Source organism: Staphylococcus agnetis (assembly GCF_011466855.1).
In the GTDB taxonomy this organism is placed as follows: Bacteria; Bacillota; Bacilli; order Staphylococcales; family Staphylococcaceae; genus Staphylococcus; species Staphylococcus agnetis.
Genome location: NZ_CP045927.1, coordinates 1,910,244 through 1,929,883 on the forward strand (window position 1 = coordinate 1,910,244; position 19,640 = coordinate 1,929,883).

Here is a 19,640-nt window from a genome sequence, read left to right on the forward strand (position 1 = left end):
TAGCAATTGAATGATATATTTACTGTTATTCAACAAGGGGGATTTAAACATGAATATGAGATGGCAAACCGCTTCTGATAGAGAGGCATTACTGAAACAACTTGTCGCACATTCAAGTGTGACACACTCTACTGGAGAGTTAGAGTTTCCTTATATGATTCAAGACGAGCTCATGACACTAGACTATTTTAAAGCACACCCAGACCATGTACAACTCGTTTCAACAAATGATAAACGTCATGCGGTTGTTGCTTTTTATAAAGCACCACATGCCAAAGACACTGTCACTTTAATTAGTCATTTTGATACTGTAGGCATTGATGATTATGGTCCATTTCAAGGACAGGCATTTGATATGGATCAACTTACGGAAGCTTTTCGAAATGATACCACTTATCTTGGCGAAGTGAGTCGCGCAGATTTACAGTCTGGAGATTATCTATTTGGTCGTGGCGCGATGGATATGAAACCAGGATTAATGCTTCATATGGCACTCATTGAAAAAGCGAGCATTGAAGAATGGGATGTCAATTTAATATTAATGACCGTCCCAGATGAAGAAGTCACATCTAAAGGGATGCATGCTGCGGTAGAATACGTAAATACACTTCGTGAAAAGCATCAGTTGAAGATGGCGTTACATTTAAATAGCGAGCCCACATTCCAACAAGCGCAAGATGATGACAATCATTATTATTACACCGGTTCTATTGGTAAAATTATGCCAAGTGTTTTGGTGTATGGTCGCGAAACGCACGTAGGTACGCCTTCAAATGGTTTAAGTTCTAATTTTTTAATGAGTTTCATTCAACAAGAAATCGAATATAGTTTGAATTTCAAGGAACATTTTGAAGGTGAACATACACCCATGCCTGTAAGTTTAAAAATCACTGACATTAAAGATTATTATGATGTGCAAACACCATTTCGTACCGTTGCATTATTTAACCTTTTTATATTCAAAAGTAATGCAGACGACATCTATGAAAAATTTAATGCTGCCGTAAAAAAAGGTGTAGAAAAAGGAATGTCTATTTATGAAAAGCGCATCAACGCTGAAGATATTGCTTTTGATATACAAATGAACTTTATGACGTATCAAGAACTCTATCAACATGCGGTAAAGATTCATGATGAACGTACAGTACAACAAATGATTGACGATGTTATCGCACATGATTCTGCCGCACACTTACAATCAATTACCATTGTCGATTTGCTGATGAATATGTGTCGAGACCTCGGTCCAACGGTCATTACATTTTTTACACCACCTTATTATCCAGCTACTAATACATCATTCAACCCGATGACTGAAGCTGTAGGTCAAACTATACGTGACACCTTCAAACAATCATTTCAACGCAGTTCGGAACGCATTCATTATTTCAATGGTATTAGTGATTTAAGTTATGTAGCACCCTCACCGAATGGCTCTGGTTTTGAATCATTTGAACACAATACACCTGTATTTAATCGTACATATAAAATTCCATTTAAAGATATTGAAGCCATTCAAGCACCATTAATTAATTGTGGTCCAATCGGTAAAGATGCGCATAAAGTGACAGAGCGTATTCATAAACAAAGTGCTTTTGTAGAATTACCTGTTGTGTTGGAAAACATTATAAAAACACATTTTCTTGCGTGAGGTTACATTAGTCAACGAAAAGCGTTAACGATTATCACCGCGCATTTTTAGATCACGTTTTACTTTCATTTAATCATAAATGTGGAAAAGCTTTTAAAATCAAAAACGCGCTAGAGGCATTGAATGCTACTCTAGCGCGCTACTTTATTTATGCGACGTTTTTTTCACGTTTTGATAAATTCATCATTGTCAGTAATGCGATAATACCGAAAACACTTAATAATATAAATGCCAAATGACTTGTACCCGTCATAGCTGTCACTGCTGAAATCACAAGTGGTGGGAAGAAACCACCAAGGCCACCCATCATGGAGACGATACCGTTGGCCACACCCGCTTCTGTTGTAAAGTAATGTGGCACAAGCTTGAAGATGAGTCCATTTCCAATACCTGCACATACACTGACTGTTAAACAGCCAAGTGTAAAGAAGAAGATATTTTGAGAAACACCTAACAAGAATGATCCTACAATCATAATAGTGAAGAAAATCTTTAACATTGTCACTGCGTTAAATTTATCTCCTAACATACCACCAACTGGACGTAAGAACGTTGCGAGTGCAATAAATACACCTGTTCTAATTCCTGCATCTACTTTATCAATACCAAAATGTGTCACTAAGTAGTTAGGTAAAAATAAACCAAATGCAACGAATGCACCAAATGTGATGAAATACCAGAAGCTTAAATAATACAATTTGTAGTTGGCCATCAATTTGCGTGATTGCTCAACAAGTGGGACTTTCACTTTTGGTTCTTTTCCATCACCTAAGAAGAACATAATCATCGCAAATACAGCCATTACGATAAGATACAATTTAATAGTAGATTGCCAACCAATCGCACCTGCGATAGGTGGTGCTAAGAACGCAGAGACTGCTGTACCTAAGTTCCCCATTCCATAAATCCCGTTTGCTAAACCGACTTTGTCTTTAGAAAAATATTTTGGAATGGATGTTACACCTACAGAGAAAATTGCGCCTCCCACTCCTAAAAAGAAGCCTGCAAACATTAATGCACCAGGAGACGTCGCTTGGCTAAGTAAGAAAACAGGTATCAGTAATACAATAAAGCTCGTAAAAAATACCCATTTTGCACCAACAATGTTTGTTAAATATCCAAATGGTACACGAAGGACTGAACCTAAAATGACAGGAATCGCTAAGATGATAGATAACTGTCCACTTGAGATTTTAATATCTTGAGAAATAAATGGCATCAGTGGTGCAATAATGCTCCACGCCATGAACCCAGCTACAAGACTCAGTGTTTGTAAACCGAGCTGAAGACCGCCTTTTGACTTATTCATTCTCTTTCACCCTTTTTCTTTAAATTTCACAGTGTACCAAAACGTATAGACCTTTTTCCATTGTCTCTCATTTTAATACGTGTTAACTAATTCATACATAGTGTAACGTGCTTGTGAAATTAATAACATAAGGACTTCCCCTATACACATATCGGTGCTTCCCCTAAAAAAGTTAGCATTTTCACATGTGATTTAACGTCGAATTAATAAAAATCAGAAAGTAAAAAAACGCTAGAAATCTTAACTAAGACTTCCAACGTTTAATTTAAAAATCTAATAACTTTTTCTTTAATGCATATTCCACGAGTTCGGGTTTAGACTTTAAGTTTAATTTATCCATAATGCGTGTTTTATGAGCTTCAACAGTCTTTACGGAAACAAATAGTTTTTCAGCAATGTCTTTATTACCGTATCCTTTTGCGATAAGTGGTAAAATTTCAAGTTCTCGTTTAGATAATACTTTAAATGGATCATTGGAGTATGAGGCATCATCAGATGAATGGACAAATTCTTTAACGAGCGACGTCGTCATTTTAGGGTCGATAAATGTTTCACCTTTATAAACTGTCCGTATTGCAAGTAACAGTTGCTCATCCGGTGCATTCTTTAAAATATAGCCACTCGCCCCACTACGTAACACGTGGAATAAATATTCCTCATCATCATACATCGTTAAAATCAAAATCTTCGTTTTAGGAAAACTATCTAAGATTTTACTCGTCGCAATTAAACCCGATTCTCCAGGTGGCATGCTTAAATCCATAATTAAAACATCAGGTTCGTATTTCATGACCATTTGATAGGCTTCTACACCATCTGCAGCTGTTCCTACAACTTCCATATCTTCTTGAAAGTTTAAAATCATTGAAAAGCCCGTACGTACGACTGCGTGATCATCTGCGATTACGATTTTCAAGCTCAACGCCCCCAATTTGTTCAAGAGGCACCTCTAAAGTGACGAGAGTACCTTTCCCTTTTTCTGTTTTAATGTCTAATTTGCCGTTAACGAGTTCAGCACGTTCATTCATTCCATATAGTCCTAATCCTGAACCTTTTGGATGGCCTTTCGGATCGAAACCAGTCCCTTGATCTGAAACTTCAGCAAATAACCGATTTTTATCTTTTCGAACATTGACATCTACAACATCTACATCCGCATATTTCATAGCATTAAATACCGCTTCTTGGACGACACGGTATACAACCGTTTCAATCTCACTATCAAAGCGTTGCGGCGGCATATCGAAGTGGTAATTCACCATCAAGCCGTAATTGTTTTCAAGCTGTTTAAAGTATGTCTTAAATGCGGCATCTAAACCAAGATCATCTAATGATGACGGTCTTAATTCTGAAGATAAATTCCGTATGTCATCGATTAACTTCGCCATTAACCCTTCAATATTATGCGATTGTTTAATCATACTTTCCATATTTTGTTGGTATTTAAGTAGTCGCATTTCTACATTGACGTTGATCAGTTCTTGAACGACACCATCATGAAGTTCTCTTGAAATACGCTTACGTTCATTCTCTTGCGCTGCAATCGTTTTTTGAATCATATGACGCTGATGTAGTTTTTCATGGCGCTCAAGCTGTTGCGTCACATTTTGGAGTGTAAATACTTTAATGTCTTGTTCAGTATCAATGGTTTGATACATTGCCGTAAAAGGTTCTACTTTGTTGTCGCGTGTTTTCATAAATACTTGAAAGGTTGAGTTACCCATTTCTTGTGTTTCAAGAAAGCAATTATAGCATGTTTTTAATGCATGTTCTGTTGTATACCCTTCACAACGTCCACATATTGTATTAGATGTCATCGCATGTAAATGATTATCATCCGAGAGCACCCGTTTGGCAGCATTGTTCATGAAAATAACATCCCCAGCATGATCAATAAATAGAATCATTTCAGTGGTATTTTCATAATGTGATAACAATAAATCATTTAAAACATACGGTTTCGTTTTAGACTTCATTATAATATCACCCTGTCTTCACTTGTTAACGAACCAATTCCTTTAATATTAATGACGTCGTGTGTCTTGTTAGGTAAGGGTTTCCCATTTCTTTGACCAAATAACAAGACCCCTTTGACACGATGATTGTGCCAAAGCGGAATTGCTATAAGTGCAGTTAATTGCTCACTCAAAAGTATTGGGAAATTAAATAATGATTGTTGTATTTCTTCTTGATTTGTATCAGCAATAGTCATTGACTTTCCTGTTTTCATTACAGTACCAGCAATGCCACGTCCATTACGGAGAACGATGCGTTGATATCTATTATTCAGATTACCTGACACGTAACGCCATTTGATTTTCATGCCAACATGATCTTCAGTTGGGAGTGCAATTCCTGCAAAATCAAAACCAAAGCGAAGACGTAATGCTTCTAACTCTGTTTGATAATCATGTTTTGAAAAATCAATTGGGTCCACGGTCATCACCCCATCTTTATTTATACTTTATGTTTGCGGTAAATAATATAACTTCGGCTCGCATATGATAATGGGACACTCCATACATGAACAAGTCTTGTAAATGGCCACAAAGCCATAATGGAAAAGCCTAACAAAACATGTAATTTAAAAGCAAATGGCACAGCTGTCATTAAGTTGGCATCTGGGCTAAACATAAACAATCCTCTGAACCATATTGATATTGTTTGACGGTAATCAAAATCCGGTGTTGTTGCGTTGACAACAAGCGTTGCGTAAAGTCCGGCAAATACAATTACGAGTAATAAAAAGTTTACAAGAATATCTGATGCTGAACTTAATCGACGCACATTCGCTTTTGTTACACGTCTTGCTGTTAATAAGAACATACCGACAAGTGTTATTATACCAAATATGCTGCCGATATACACGGCTCCGATATGGTACAGGTGGTTATTTACACCTATCGCTTCTAACCAGTGCGCCGGTATTAAAAGACCTACAACGTGTCCAAAGAACACAGGCACAATACCTAAATGAAATAATAAACTTCCCCATTTAAGTTGCTTTTTTTCAATAAATTCACTTGATTTTGCAGTCCATGAAAATTGATCAAATTTATAACGTGCAATATGACCAATTATGAAGATTGCAAGACAAAGGTATGGGAAGATTACCCACAAAAATTGATTAAACATGTTGTGTCACCTCATTGTCTTGTACGATGCAACGTTTTAACGTTTCTCGTAAACCTCGTATTAAATGACTATATGGATTACCCTTTTCCTCTAAATATTTCATCATTGGATACGTGCCATCTTCAATAATCATAATAAGCAATTGCATATTTTCTTGTGCGCGATCATCGCCATCAATCGGTGCTGCATATAAAAATTCAAGCATTAATGGTAAATAATCAGAGAGCTCTGATGCTGGCATTTCTAGGCCAAACATTTCATATAAAACTTTAAGCTTTGCTAGCATTTGTCCGCGCTCTTTTTGCGTATCAAATTTATTGAAGGTCATATATAACGTTGTTTTCTTATTAAAGTCAAACGTATCCGTGTACAAAGATTTAATTTCAGACAAACTTAATTCATACATACGTTCACGATACGCTTTCACGTGAGGATACGCAGGGTGATCCTCACTGAAAATCGCATCAAATGTTTTAGGATGAAAGGTCAATTTTTCCGGAAAACTTAATTGTTGGCTCAGATAAGCAAATGTCTCTTTGTAATACTTGAGCGTTTCAAGATTAATCACGGAAGATCCCTCCATAGAAGTTGTCGTTGTATATTTCTTGACCCGTTTTACCACCTGCACCTACAGGTACGCCACAACCGTCACAGTTTGCACCGAAGTGTTCACCACCATAGCCTTGGCTACCTTGTGCTGCATAGGTGTCCATATATTGCTCTTTATGCGATGTTGGAATCACGAAGCGATCTTCATGTTTTGCAATTGCTAACAAACGATACATATCTTTTGCTTGACGTTCTGTTAATCCGACACGTTCTAATCGTGACATATCAAAGTCACGACCTGTATTTTGTGCACGCATGTAGCTACGCATCATAGCCATACGTTGCAACGAACCTTTCACTGCAGTCGTATCGCCAGCAGTAAATAATTCTGCAAGATATTGAACAGGTAGACGCATTTCTTCAATTGCAGGAAAAATCGCATCTGGGTTATTGCCCGCATTTTTACCTTCGAAGTAATTCATAATTGGACTCAGCGGTGGACAGTACCAAACCATCGGCATTGTACGGTATTCTGGGTGTAATGGAAACGCCAATTTGTATTCAATGGCAAGTTTGTAAATCGGTGAATTTTGCGCCGCTTCTATCCATTCTTGTGAAATACCATCTTTTTCAGCTTGTTCAATCACAGCTTCATCGAATGGGTTTAAAAATAATTCGAGTTGTTTTTCATATAAATCTTGTTCATTTTCAGTTGATGCCGCTTCTTGAACACGGTCTGCATCATAAAGTAAGACGCCTAAATAACGCATACGACCTGTACATGTTTCAGAACATACTGTTGGAATCCCTGCTTCAACACGTGGGAAGCAGAATGTACATTTTTCGGCTTTATTTGTTTTCCAGTTGAAGTACACTTTTTTATAAGGACAGCCCGTCATACAGTAGCGCCAGCCACGACATGCTTCTTGGTCAACAAGCACGATACCGTCTTCGTCACGTTTATACATCGCGCCAGACGGACAAGAGGCCACACAGCTCGGATTTAAGCAATGTTCACATAAACGAGGTAAATACATCATAAATGTTTGGTCGAAATTAAATTTAATCTCTTCTTCGATTTTTTGGATGTTTGGATCTTGTGGTCCAGTGACATGACCGCCTGCTAAGTCATCCTCCCAGTTAGGGCCCCATTCAATATCCATACGTTGACCTGTCATTGCTGAATGTGCTTTTGCGACTGGTGAATGTTCAGAGGCTTTCGCTGTTGTTAAATGTTCATAGTTGTATGTCCATGGTTCATAATAATCTTTAATGACTGGCATATCAGGATTGTAGAAAATTTTACCGAGTGCGATTTTATTAATACGCGTTCCAGATTTTAATTCCAACTTTCCTTTTTTATTTAATCTCCAGCCACCTTTATAGTGCTCTTGGTCTTCCCAACGTTTTGGATAACCGATACCTGGTTTCGTCTCTACGTTGTTAAACCACATATATTCTGCACCAGGTCGATTGGTCCATGTGCTTTTACATGTCACACTACACGTATGACAACCGATACATTTGTCTAGGTTTAACACCATTGCAACTTGTGCTTTAATCTTCAAGCCAATCCACCTCTTTCATCTTTCTCACCGCAACGTATACATCACGTTGGTTCCCTATTGGTCCATAATAGTTAAATGAATAACTGATTTGCGCATAACCACCCATTAATTGTGTAGGTTTTAAGTGAATGCGTGTTGGCGCATTGTGTGAGCCCCCACGTGTACCAGAAATTTCAGATCCTGGTGTTTCGATGTGTTTATCTTGCGCATGATACATAAACATTGTGCCTCGTGGCATACGATGTGAAACAACCGCTCTTGCTGTGACGACACCGTTACGGTTATACACTTCTAACCAATCGTTATCTTCAATATCGTGTTGTGCTGCATCCTCATTTGAAATCCAAACTGTTGGACCACCACGGAATAACGTCAACATGTGTTGGTTATCTTGGTATGTTGAGTGGATATTCCATTTACCATGTGGCGTTAAATAGCGCAGTACGAGTGAATCTTGTCCGCCTTTCACTTGTTTATCTTTTGAACCAAATACCATTGGTGGCAATGTTGGTTTATAAACTGGTAATTGCTCACCGAATTGTTGGAACACTTCATGGTCAATATAATAACTTTGACGTCCAGTTAACGTTCTAAATGGAACTAAGCGCTCAATATTTGTTGTAAATGGCGAATATCTACGCCCTTGTTTATTAGATCCAGGGAATACCGCTGTTGGTATCACTTCTCTTGGTTGCGACGTAATATTTAAGAATGTGATTTTTTCAGATGCACGTTCACCTGAAATATCTTTTAACTGCATCCCTGTTTGTGCTTCAAGATCTTCATATGATTTTTGAGATACACGCCCATTTGAAGCGGATGATACATTAAGAATGACATCTGCAACTTTACGTGCCGTATCAATTCTTGGTTTATTGTTTTTAACTGTATCATCTTCCCATGTGCCGACCATACTTCGTAATTCATCGTATTCTTCTTTAACTGAGAAGCTTACGCCGTGCGCACCCACTTTACCATTTTCTAATAAAGGTCCTACTGAAATGTACTTATCATGCACGTCTGTGTACGTACGGTCTACAACCGCAAATCCTGGCATTGTTTTACCTGGAATAGGTTCAATTTCACCTTTTGTCCAGTCGTGAACTTTACCATATGCAAGTGAAATTTCTTGTTTAGAGTCGTGCGCAAGTGGTGCTGTAACAACATCCTTATACGTACCAGTTAAGTGTACGCGTGCCATATCTGAGAATGTTTTACTAATCGTTTTGAAGATATCCCAATCTGAACGAGATTCCCATAATGGATCGATTGCTGGATTGAACGGATGGATAAATGGATGCATATCTGTTGACGATAGGTCATGTTTTTCATACCATGTCGCTGCCGGCAACACGATGTCAGAGTATAGTGGTGTTGCAGTCATACGGAAATCTAATGACACAAGTAAGTCTAATTTACCGACCGTATCTTCTCGCCAAGTAATCTCTTCAGGTTTCTCAGTTTCATTTGGTTCTGCCATTAAGGCAGATTTCGCACCTAGTAAATGTTTCATGAAATATTCTTGTCCTTTAGCAGAACTTGAAATTAAGTTTGAACGCCATACGAACAATGACTTTGGATGGTTTTTACGTAAATCTGGATCTTCAATCGCAAATTTTGTTTTACGTGATTTCACATCTTCTAACGCACGTTTTAATACTGCTTCATTCGTAAAATCACCTGCATCTTTAGCTTCTTCTCCCCACAATAAACTGTTGCGATCAAATTGCGGGTATGATGGTAACCAACCATTACGTGCAGCTAATACGTTATAATCTGCAGGGTGTTGCAACTTCACATTGTCAGCAAGCGGTGATGCCAAACGGTCTACGCCAGATTCTTCATATTTCCATTGATCCGTTGCAAAGTAGAACCAACTTGTCCCATTTTGTAAACGTGGTGGACCTTGCCAGTCTTTCGCAAAGGCAATCGTACTCCATCCTTCAATCGGACGACATTTTTCTTGGCCTACATAGTGTGCCCATCCGCCTCCGTTAACGCCTTGACATCCACAAAGTACAACGAGGTTCAATATTGAACGGTAAATCATATCAGAGTTAAACCAGTGGTTAATACCTGCACCCATGATAATCATTGAGCGACCGCCTGTATCAATCGCATTTTGTGCAAATTCACGTGCGACTTGAGTCACTAAATTTGCTTTAACGCTTGTCACTTTTTCTTGCCAAGCAGGTGTATAGAATGATTCTGCGTCATTAAAGTCTTTCGATTCTAATGGGTGATTAAATCGTTTAACGCCATATTGACTTGTCATCAAGTCATAAATCGTTGCTGCAAGCACTTCTTCACCGTTTGCTAAAGTGACTTTACGCACTGCTATTGGACGTTCAAACACACCATTACCCGCATTGTCAAAGTAAGGGAATTGAATCGTTACAATTTCATGTTCGCCACTTACGACAGACATACTCGGATCAATTTTTTCGCCTTGTTCATTTTCTAGTTTTAAGTTCCATTGCTTACCATCTTCCCAACGTTGACCCATAGTACCGTTAGGCACCTGAATCGTATCTGTTAAAGCATCAATAACTACCGGTTTCCACTCACTGTTAGGGGTTGTGCTTCCTAAATCACTTGAGCGTAAAAAGCGACCCGCTTTGTACCCTTTGTCATCTTGATCTAATCGAATGATAAATGGCATATCAGAATATTGTTTCGCATAATTAATAAACATTTCTGAAGGGTTATCTTCATAAAACTCTTGAAGAATGACGTGCGTCATCGCTTGTGCAATGGCTGCATCCGTACCCGGATTAGGTGCCATCCAATTATCCGCAAACTTAACGTTTTCAGCATAGTCAGGTGCTACCGAAATCACTTTTGCACCTTTGTATCTTACTTCAGTCATAAAGTGCGCATCTGGCGTACGTGTTAACGGTACGTTAGAGCCCCACATCATAATATATGACGAGTTATACCAGTCACTTGATTCTGGAACGTCTGTTTGTTCACCCCAAATTTGTGGAGACGCTGGTGGTAAATCTGCGTACCAATCATAGAAACTTAACATTTCTCCGCCAAGTAATGAAATGAAGCGGGCACCCGCTGCATAACTGATCATTGACATGGCAGGAATTGGTGTAAACCCAGCGATACGGTCCGGACCATCTTTTTTAATTGTGTAAATTAATTGTGCTGCAATCAGTTGTGACACGTCTTTCCAATTTGCTCGAATGTGTCCACCTTTACCACGTGCAGATTTGTAAATGGTTGCTTTTTCCTCGTCCTCTACAATGGAAGCCCATGCTTTGATTGGATCTTGGTGTTCTTCTAATGCGCGTGTCCATAAATCCCATAATTTCCCGCGTACATAAGGGTATTTAATACGTAATGGACTATATTCATACCATGAAAATGACGCACCTCGTGGACATCCACGTGGTTCAAATTCAGGCATGTCAGGTCCACAGCTTGGATAGTCAATTTGTTGATTCTCCCATGTAATGACACCATTTTTTACGAATACTTTCCACGAACAAGAACCCGTACAGTTCACACCGTGTGTGGTACGCACAACTTTATCGTGGCTCCAACGTTCTCTATACATTTTTTCCCATTCACGGCTCTTATGCTCTAAAACCGACCAGTTCCCGTTGAACTTTTCAGTAGGTTTAAAGAAATTCAATCCAAATTTAACCATGTTCATCCTCCTTAAATACATAGGCTTTCCAACTTAATTTAATTGTATAATTCAACACCCATACACAACATTAGGGAAATACCTAATTCGGTAGTAAAATCCCCTAATGTTAAAAAATTCACATAGTTGATGAACAATAACTTTTGTTTTTACAAATCAATGCCAATTTAAACCTCATAAAATGTGATGAATTAAAAATCAACACAAAAAACGCTCAAAATCCAATGTGGAATTTTGAGCGCTTAATCTTTACACTTCAAAAGATGCAATTATTTAATTTATCTTTCAATCTTCTCAAGCAGTGTAGCGTCTTATTAAAACCATACCACCCATAACAAGCAAACCACCGATCCATATTGGCGTTTGTTGAGAATGTCCTGTATCGGGTAATGATTGGGTCTGGTTTGTCGATAATAAATCTTGACCAGTGCGTAATAATACGCGTTCGCCTTTCGCATTGACATAACCATTCTGGCTATTCATTTGAATTGAAGGTGCATAGCCTATGGCTTTAGTACCGTTGTTCATATGATGCGTTTGATTTGAAACTATCACGTTGTTATTGATTTTTCGAATTTTTGATTGTTGATTCGTATCATTTGGTAACGGTGCTTGTTTCGGTGCTTTCGGTTGTTTAGGGAAAGGTATCACTTTATCTTCTTGAGTTTCTAAAGCTTCAGGATCGCCGTTAATAATGCGTGTTGGCGCCGTTGTATCATATTGTGATAAATCGGCTTGTTTTAAGTAATCCGCAAACACTTTATCTAAAGATAATCCTTCTTCTCTAGGTCCATTTAACATTGTATAGCCATCTCCACCAGATGCTGTAAAATCATTCGTCGCAATGCGATATGTGCGATTTAAATCTAACGCCTCAAACTTACCTGTTTGCTTATTTAAAACATGAATCGCTTTGATACGTTTGCCTGCTGGTTGTGCCATATCATAATATACACGTATAGATTTAGAAATTTGTAACAAGCCACCATTCGCAGACAATTGCGTCGTACCGTTTACATTTTCTGTAGGTGCACTTAAACTATGTTCAAATGCAGCGCGTACATCTGACCCTTTCACTTTAATTTGAGAAATGGTGTTACCAAATGGCAGTACTGTAATAATATGGTTGAGTGTGACTTCACCTTTGTTAATAGAAGCACGTATGCCTCCACTGTTCGTTACCGCAAAATCAGCTGGTTGACTAAAGTGATCCTTGCTATATGCTTCCATTGCATCCGCAATCGCGTTACCTAAATTTGTCTCATGACGTCGAACATGGTCACGTTCTCCTTCAAAAACAATTGTATTATTCGGTATTACGACTGCTGACGTTTCTTTTAAGAAAGCATCATTCGCTTTATCTACCTGTGCTTTCACTGCTGGATCTGGTTGTACTTGTGCTGCATCTTTCACACTGATTAAAGATGCTTTCAAATCACTTACTGTATTGTTGGCAAAATTAAAATCAATTTTACCAATATTCGCAAGCGCTGTTCCTGTTTGCGCAAGTAAATCACGTCCATACATTTGGCCATGCTGCATCACCGTATGTGAATGGCCATCAATGACAATAGTAGGCACTGTATATTGTGTGCGTCGATTTATTTGTTGTGTAAGGTAATCTGAGCGCCACGTCTCTTGAGTCGTCGAATCGACACCCAGATGAGATAAAATGACAAATGTATCGACTTTACCATTCAAGGCATTCATTTCACGTAAAACACTCTTCAGTGGGTCATCAAATGTGACACCTTTGATACCTGTCGGACTTGTTTTCGTTTTGGTTTCAGGTGTTGTAACACCGATAATGCCGTAACGGACGCCATTTTTTTCAATTATGGTAGATGGTTTAAATGCTAGTTTCCCATCTTTATAGACGTTCGAACTTAAAATCGGAAAGTTTAACATACTTTCTAACTTTTTCAATTGATCGTAGCCAAAATCAAATTCATGGTTACCAGCTACCATCGCATCATATCCAACGGCATTCATCGCTTTCGCCATTTCTTCACCTTTAGATTGATTTGATAATGGTAAACCTTGAAATGCATCCCCCGCATCTAACATTAAATCCGGTTGATGTTGATCCTTAATGGTTTTGGTTTTTGCCATCCCGATGACACGACCCTCTTCTTCAACGAGACGTCCGTGAATATCATTCGTATGTAATATGGTGTGTGTCTGAGATGGATTCGCCTGTGCCTGTTTCGGTTGTGCTGTCGCCTGAGATTGAATCCCGGTTAGTGTGCGTTTTGCTGATTGAGATTCCTTTTGATTGACAGTCTCATGAGATGCTGTATCAGCTGTTGCTGTTGACACTTGTGGTTGCACGTGATGATCTGTAGATTGTGGTTGAGACGCATCAGATGTCGTTGCCGTAGATGTCTGTTTATTTGTATGATTCATCGATGGTGACTGTGTGACTGAAGATGTGGTCGACACAGGTTCAGATGATGTTTGCTGTACGTTGGTTGTTTTTTCTGACGGTGGTGATGCCGTTTCAGCATATGTCGATGTTCCAGGCACGAAGAACAGAATGCTAAGTATCATAACCATCATAAAAACAGTATAAAACCCTAATCGCTTCATATGTAACCTCCTTTAAAATGTCGTACACTACCATCCTAGCACAATATCACTTTAAAGTATGAAATAATCATGAATTTTATATGAATTTATTTTAAAGATACGTACAAATGATTATTAAAGTTACAAAACACCTTCAAAGTTCATCCTCACTTGAACTTTGAAGGTGTTAGAAAATATATTTCATGGTTCTAAAATGGGAACTAGGGATTCAGTTAACGCTCACATATTACCTAAAGATGAACTGAATAATGCATGATTAATATGAACCCAATGTACTATCCGTTTAAGCTTCATTTAACACGTGTGTAAATGGCGTTTTTTCAATTAATGCAGTTAATATTTCAACTTGAGTTGGATGAAGTGTTGACGTTACTCTGTCGTCGATAATAGCCCAACCGCCATTTTCATATATATCCATGGCGTGCGCCATACAAAGGTCGCGTCTTCCTTTGATACATACATAATTTATCTCAGACAATGCGGGCACTTCCTCTAAAATGTTTCTTACAACATGTCCCACAATCGTAATCCCAGGTCCTGGGCGTTCAGGCAAGGCAGCAATTTTAGCTGTGATTGACGACACGTGTCCAGAAATCACTTGTTGATTCACACATGTTGCATTAAAAATAACAGCCGCTGGCAAATCATCTGTAATCATCGATTGTACTTCTTTCATTAACTTAGGCAAGCGCTTTACACCCATGTAAATTGCAAGCGTTCCATTATTTTTAAGTGTTGTCATATCAATCGGATTTTCTTCATTGTCTTTAAAATGCCCCGTTGTAAATGTAATATTTCGTGCCACTCCACGCTCAGTCAGTCCGCGATGTAGCTGACTCATTGCAGCACTAGCAGCAGTAATTCCTGGCACGACTTCATAAGTAATATGATGTGCTTTTAAAATATCAACCTCATCCGCAAGACGGCCAAAGATGGCTGGGTCGCCTCCTTTTAAACGTACAACAGTCCGATGTGTTTTCGTTTTTTCAATCATCAATGCATTAATTTCATCTTGCCTCATATACGTCGTGTAAGGCGTTTTGCCGACATGAATCCATTCCGTCTCAGGCGAGGAGAGTTGTAAAATAAAGGGATTCACAAGCTGGTCATAAAGAATCACATCGGCACGTTGGATACAACGCTCTGCCTTTTTGGATAACAATAAAGGATTACCTGGTCCTGCACCCACAAGGTATACTTGTGGTGCATCAGTTATAGACATAGGTAAATGTCCCCATCAATAACTTCAACAGGATACGTCGCCACACAACCTTCATCAGGTTCTTGAACTTCACCCGTCGTTAAGTCGATTTTTTGATCATGCAATGGACAGAATACATAATGCCCACTCACCGTGCCTTCAGAAAGCGGTCCTCGTTTATGCGGACATACGTTGTTTATCGCGTGAATATCGCCTTCTTCTGTCAAAAACAAACCAATTTGTAAATCCCCTACAATAACTTTTTTTCCAATTAATGGTTCTAATTCAGAAATATGTGCTACTTTTACTTTTTCATGAGTGATTGCCATGATTACACCTTCTCCACTTCAAAGATTGAACGTTTACGCGCGTCCTCTACGACTTCGTGCCATGGTTCATTGTCATAAGCACGTTTTGCATCCATAATACGATTAAATAGTTCGTCTTGTTTTTCTGGGTCTAAAACAACAGATTTCACTTGATCAAATCCTAAACGTTTTAACCATGGTGCTGTACGTTCAGCGTAGATGCCTGTTTCACGATAATACTGCATGTACGCACCACATAATTTAACAACTTCATCTTCTGTTTCAACGGTCGTTAAATGTTCAGCAACAACGACATCTGTACCACCGTTTCCACCTACATAAATTTGGAAACCATTTTCAACACCAATAACACCAAAATCTTTGACGCCAGATTCTACACAACTACGTGGACAACCTGATACCCCCATTTTAAATTTATGTGGTGTATCAATATACTCAAACGTCTTTTCTAAACGTATGCCAAGCTTTGTTGTATATTGTGTGCCAAAACGACAGAATTCTTTACCTACACAACTTTTAACTGAACGTGTTTTCTTACCATATGCAGAGGCAGAACGCATATCTAAATCTTCCCAAACTTTAGGCAGTTCCTCTTTTTTCACACCATACAAACCAATACGTTGAGAACCTGTTACTTTTACTAATGGCACATCGTATTTTTTCGCCACTTCACCAAGTCGAATCAATTGATCTGCATCTGTCACACCGCCACGCATTTGAGGGATAACAGAGAATGTTCCATCATTTTGAATATTGGCATGATAGCGTTCATTGGCAAAGCGTGATGCTTTTTCATCTTCATGTTCATGTGGATATACCATGTTTAAATAGTAGTTGATGGCTGGACGACATTTTGGACAGCCACCTTTATCCTTGAAGTCTAATACATGACGCACTTCTTTTGATGTTTTAAGCCCTTTTGCACGGATTTGTGTCACAATTTGGTCTCGCGATAAATCTGTACATGCACAAATACCCGTAGGCGCTGATGCGACAAAATCATCACCTAGTGTATGCTCTAAAAGTTCAGCAATTTGACCTTTACATTTACCACATGAGTTCCCAGCTTTAGTCGCTTTTGTCACTTCTGCAACTGATTTTAGACCTTGATCATGAATCGCTTGGACGATAGTCCCTTTTGACACCCCGTTACATCCACAAATCGTTTCGTCATTATCCATGTCTGCCACACTGATGGCATCTACTTCACCGGCTTTATGCAGAATTGACACAAGTGTATATTCATCAATCGAATCGCCTTTTTTCATCATGTTGTAGAAGCGGTTACCTTCTTCTGTATCACCGTATAACACTGCGCCAACAATGGTTTTATCTTTGACAAATACTTTCTTATAAATGTTATCGACACCATTAAATGTTTCAATGCCACGTACACCGTCTGATTCTGTGATCCATCCTGCACTAAATAAGTCACAGCCTGATACTTTTAATGAAGTGAAAGTTGTCGAACCTTTATAACCTTCTGTAGGTTGACCCGTAATATGGTCTGCTAATACTTTACCTTGGTCATAAAGTGGTGCCACTAAACCATAAACTTTTGAACGGTGCTCAGCACATTCACCAACTGCATAAATATTCGGATCACTTGTTTTCATAAAGTCATCGACGACAATACCTCGACCGATTTCTAAGCCAGCAGCACGTGCCTCTTTCGTCACTGGACGAATCCCTACGGCCATGACCACCATATCCGCTTCTAATATACGGCCATCAGAAAGGCGAATACCTTCCACATGTTGCTCACCTAAAATTTCTTGAGTATTCGCTTGAAGTTCAAAATGAATGCCTTGTTTTTCAAGATCTGCTTTTAAAAGTTCTCCTGCTTTACGATCGAGTTGTACTTCCATTAACCACTCTGCTAAATGCACAACTGTTACATTCATACCTTGATCTACAAGACCACGTGCACACTCAAGTCCAAGTAAGCCCCCACCTATAACAATCGCATTTTTCTTCGTTTTGGCAGTTTCTAACATTTTTTCAGTATCATCAATCGTTCTAAAACCTACTACACCTTCTAGTCGAGAGCCATCGATGGGTAAAATAAATGAGTCAGAGCCTGTGGCAATAATCATTTGATCATAAGAGACGATTTGACCTTTTTCAGTCTCCACTTCTTTCGCTTCGCGGTTAATCTTAACCACTTTATCACCCGTAATCAGATGAATACCGTGTTCTTCATACCATTCGTAAGGATTCATAATCGTTTCTTCAACTGTCATTTTATTTTGAAGAATGTTAGATAACATTATACGATTATAATTTGGATACGGTTCCTTACCTATAATCGTTATTTCAAAACGTTCTGGATCACGTTCTAAAATTTCCTCAATTGTGCGTACACCTGCCATACCATTACCAATCATCAAAAGTTTCGTCTTACTCATGCATATCCTCCTCATCTACAGCTAAAAATGTTTTGATTTTCGCTGCATATCGTTTCGTTCGTTCTATATTTTGCCCGTTTGAACTCACACCAATGATTAAATCTTGATGTTCAATCGTTAACATATTAAAAAAATCGGATTGTGTCTGATCACCTGTATGGTTTATCCATTGTGAAGGTAAAGCATCCATAGCAACTTGGTTATTCGTTTGGGGATCGTTCGTCGCAATGATAATCAAATCCGCATGTTTGAGGTGCGCTTTATGATAAGGTTCTCGAATCAACCTGAGTCGTTCTGAAGGCTGTAACATTTCAAAAGCATCATGAAACTTAGGACTCACAACATCAATTGAACAAGGTTCTGTAACCAACTTTGAAAACTTCCTCCAAGCAATTTTACCGCCACCCACTATGACGACATGTTTACTTGCAAGATTCACTTGAATGGGATACATGCGGCACCTCCTCGCATTCTGCCATTCTCTCTCGAACTACAGCTTCCAATACAGGATGGAAATTAATCGCCGATGTATAGACAATGGTGTTTGGTAAATTAAGTTCTTGTATGCGTCGTTTTGACTTATTTACAAGATACCCATCATAAAAAAAGAATGGAATAATAATTAACTTATGATGTTTTTGCGCTATTTGAGGTAACGTTGTTGTAAAAGTATAGTCGCCATACACCATACTTGGATAACAAGGTCGAGTTGGTGTGGATAATTTGTCACAAATTTCAGTCAATGCGATGTCTGGCTCATTAAACCTTGCATTACCGTGCGCAAAAAGTACAATACCTGTAGAAGCATCCATCTCATGTTGATACGAATCTATTTGTGATTCGACCCATTGTTTCATCATTGGATGGGTTCCTAAAGGTTTTCCTAGTACCAATTGAAGATTTGATTCTCTTTTGTTAAACGTTTCGCATATCGCTTGAATATCTTCATAGTAATGCGACGCTGAAAATAACAATAATGGTATTAGGTGTATACGCTGATACCCTGCATCAATGTTATTTTGAATCACTTCATCGAGCTGTATCGTTTCACTCTCCAAAAATGCAACATCATAATCCACGGCGTTGTCATTAAAGGTGCGATGAATAAAGTTCAACAACGTTTCATTTAATTTTCCTTTGCGCATCCCATGCACGACTAAAATTGTTTTATGCACGACGACACCCCCTACACATTTATTGTAAATGAAATGCTGGCATTAATGTGATTATTTTCACAACT

15 protein-coding genes are annotated in these 19,640 nt (G+C 38.6%); 1 reads left to right on the plus strand and 14 read right to left on the minus strand.

Features of this window, described 5'->3' with window-relative positions:
• The first annotated feature begins 49 nt into the window (after positions 1 to 49).
• Complete coding sequence (locus tag GJE18_RS09785) at positions 50 to 1,651, plus strand: M20/M25/M40 family metallo-hydrolase (RefSeq protein WP_107368238.1); 1,602 nt, start codon at positions 50 to 52, stop codon at positions 1,649 to 1,651.
• Positions 1,652 to 1,799: 148 nt separating this feature from the next.
• Here GJE18_RS09785 and GJE18_RS09790 read toward each other — a convergent pair whose 3' ends face one another.
• From GJE18_RS09790 to GJE18_RS09855, 14 genes are all read right to left on the minus strand, one after another.
• On the minus strand, positions 1,800 to 2,960 hold the full coding sequence (locus GJE18_RS09790; protein WP_060551728.1) for a nitrate/nitrite transporter: 1,161 nt from the start codon (positions 2,958 to 2,960) through the stop codon (positions 1,800 to 1,802).
• 265 nt (positions 2,961 to 3,225) lie between these two features.
• Positions 3,226 to 3,876, minus strand: a complete 651-nt coding sequence (gene nreC / locus GJE18_RS09795) for a nitrate respiration regulation response regulator NreC (protein WP_037566539.1) — start codon at positions 3,874 to 3,876, stop codon at positions 3,226 to 3,228.
• Positions 3,854 to 4,936: a sensor histidine kinase gene (locus tag GJE18_RS09800; RefSeq protein WP_107368237.1), complete on the minus strand. Its 1,083-nt coding sequence runs from the start codon at positions 4,934 to 4,936 to the stop codon at positions 3,854 to 3,856. The genes nreC and GJE18_RS09800 overlap by 23 nt, the downstream gene beginning before the upstream one ends.
• On the minus strand, positions 4,936 to 5,397 hold the full coding sequence (gene nreA, locus GJE18_RS09805; protein ID WP_051879718.1) for a nitrate respiration regulation accessory nitrate sensor NreA: 462 nt from the start codon (positions 5,395 to 5,397) through the stop codon (positions 4,936 to 4,938). The genes GJE18_RS09800 and nreA overlap by 1 nt, the downstream gene beginning before the upstream one ends.
• 20 nt (positions 5,398 to 5,417) lie before the next feature.
• Positions 5,418 to 6,095 (minus strand): respiratory nitrate reductase subunit gamma, encoded by a 678-nt coding sequence (narI, locus tag GJE18_RS09810; protein ID WP_060551730.1) that lies wholly within the window; start codon positions 6,093 to 6,095, stop codon positions 5,418 to 5,420.
• Entirely contained in the window at positions 6,088 to 6,663 is a 576-nt protein-coding gene (gene narJ, locus GJE18_RS09815) for a nitrate reductase molybdenum cofactor assembly chaperone (RefSeq protein ID WP_039644207.1), read from the minus strand. The genes narI and narJ overlap by 8 nt, the downstream gene beginning before the upstream one ends.
• The gene (gene narH, locus GJE18_RS09820) at positions 6,656 to 8,212 is read right to left on the minus strand and encodes a nitrate reductase subunit beta (RefSeq protein ID WP_060551731.1); all 1,557 of its coding nucleotides are present in this window, start codon (positions 8,210 to 8,212) and stop codon (positions 6,656 to 6,658) included. Before narH ends, narJ begins: the two co-directional genes overlap by 8 nt.
• Entirely contained in the window at positions 8,202 to 11,873 is a 3,672-nt protein-coding gene (locus GJE18_RS09825; RefSeq protein ID WP_107396826.1) for a nitrate reductase subunit alpha, read from the minus strand. Before GJE18_RS09825 ends, narH begins: the two co-directional genes overlap by 11 nt.
• Positions 11,874 to 12,167: 294 nt before the next feature.
• Positions 12,168 to 14,423 (minus strand): 5'-nucleotidase C-terminal domain-containing protein, encoded by a 2,256-nt coding sequence (locus tag GJE18_RS09830; RefSeq protein ID WP_420853508.1) that lies wholly within the window; start codon positions 14,421 to 14,423, stop codon positions 12,168 to 12,170.
• 322 nt (positions 14,424 to 14,745) lie between these two features.
• Positions 14,746 to 15,684 carry a uroporphyrinogen-III C-methyltransferase gene (cobA, locus tag GJE18_RS09835; RefSeq protein ID WP_107368234.1) on the minus strand — a complete coding sequence of 313 codons (939 nt, stop codon included), beginning with the start codon at positions 15,682 to 15,684 and terminating at the stop codon, positions 14,746 to 14,748.
• Entirely contained in the window at positions 15,675 to 15,992 is a 318-nt protein-coding gene (gene nirD, locus GJE18_RS09840) for a nitrite reductase small subunit NirD (protein WP_060551735.1), read from the minus strand. Before nirD ends, cobA begins: the two co-directional genes overlap by 10 nt.
• Before the next feature lie 2 nt (positions 15,993 to 15,994).
• Complete coding sequence (gene nirB / locus GJE18_RS09845; RefSeq protein WP_060551736.1) at positions 15,995 to 18,400, minus strand: nitrite reductase large subunit NirB; 2,406 nt, start codon at positions 18,398 to 18,400, stop codon at positions 15,995 to 15,997.
• On the minus strand, positions 18,393 to 18,854 hold the full coding sequence (locus tag GJE18_RS09850; protein ID WP_060551737.1) for a precorrin-2 dehydrogenase/sirohydrochlorin ferrochelatase family protein: 462 nt from the start codon (positions 18,852 to 18,854) through the stop codon (positions 18,393 to 18,395). The genes nirB and GJE18_RS09850 overlap by 8 nt, the downstream gene beginning before the upstream one ends.
• Positions 18,823 to 19,575: a sirohydrochlorin chelatase gene (locus GJE18_RS09855; protein ID WP_107368233.1), complete on the minus strand. Its 753-nt coding sequence runs from the start codon at positions 19,573 to 19,575 to the stop codon at positions 18,823 to 18,825. Before GJE18_RS09855 ends, GJE18_RS09850 begins: the two co-directional genes overlap by 32 nt.
• Positions 19,576 to 19,640 lie beyond the last annotated feature (65 nt).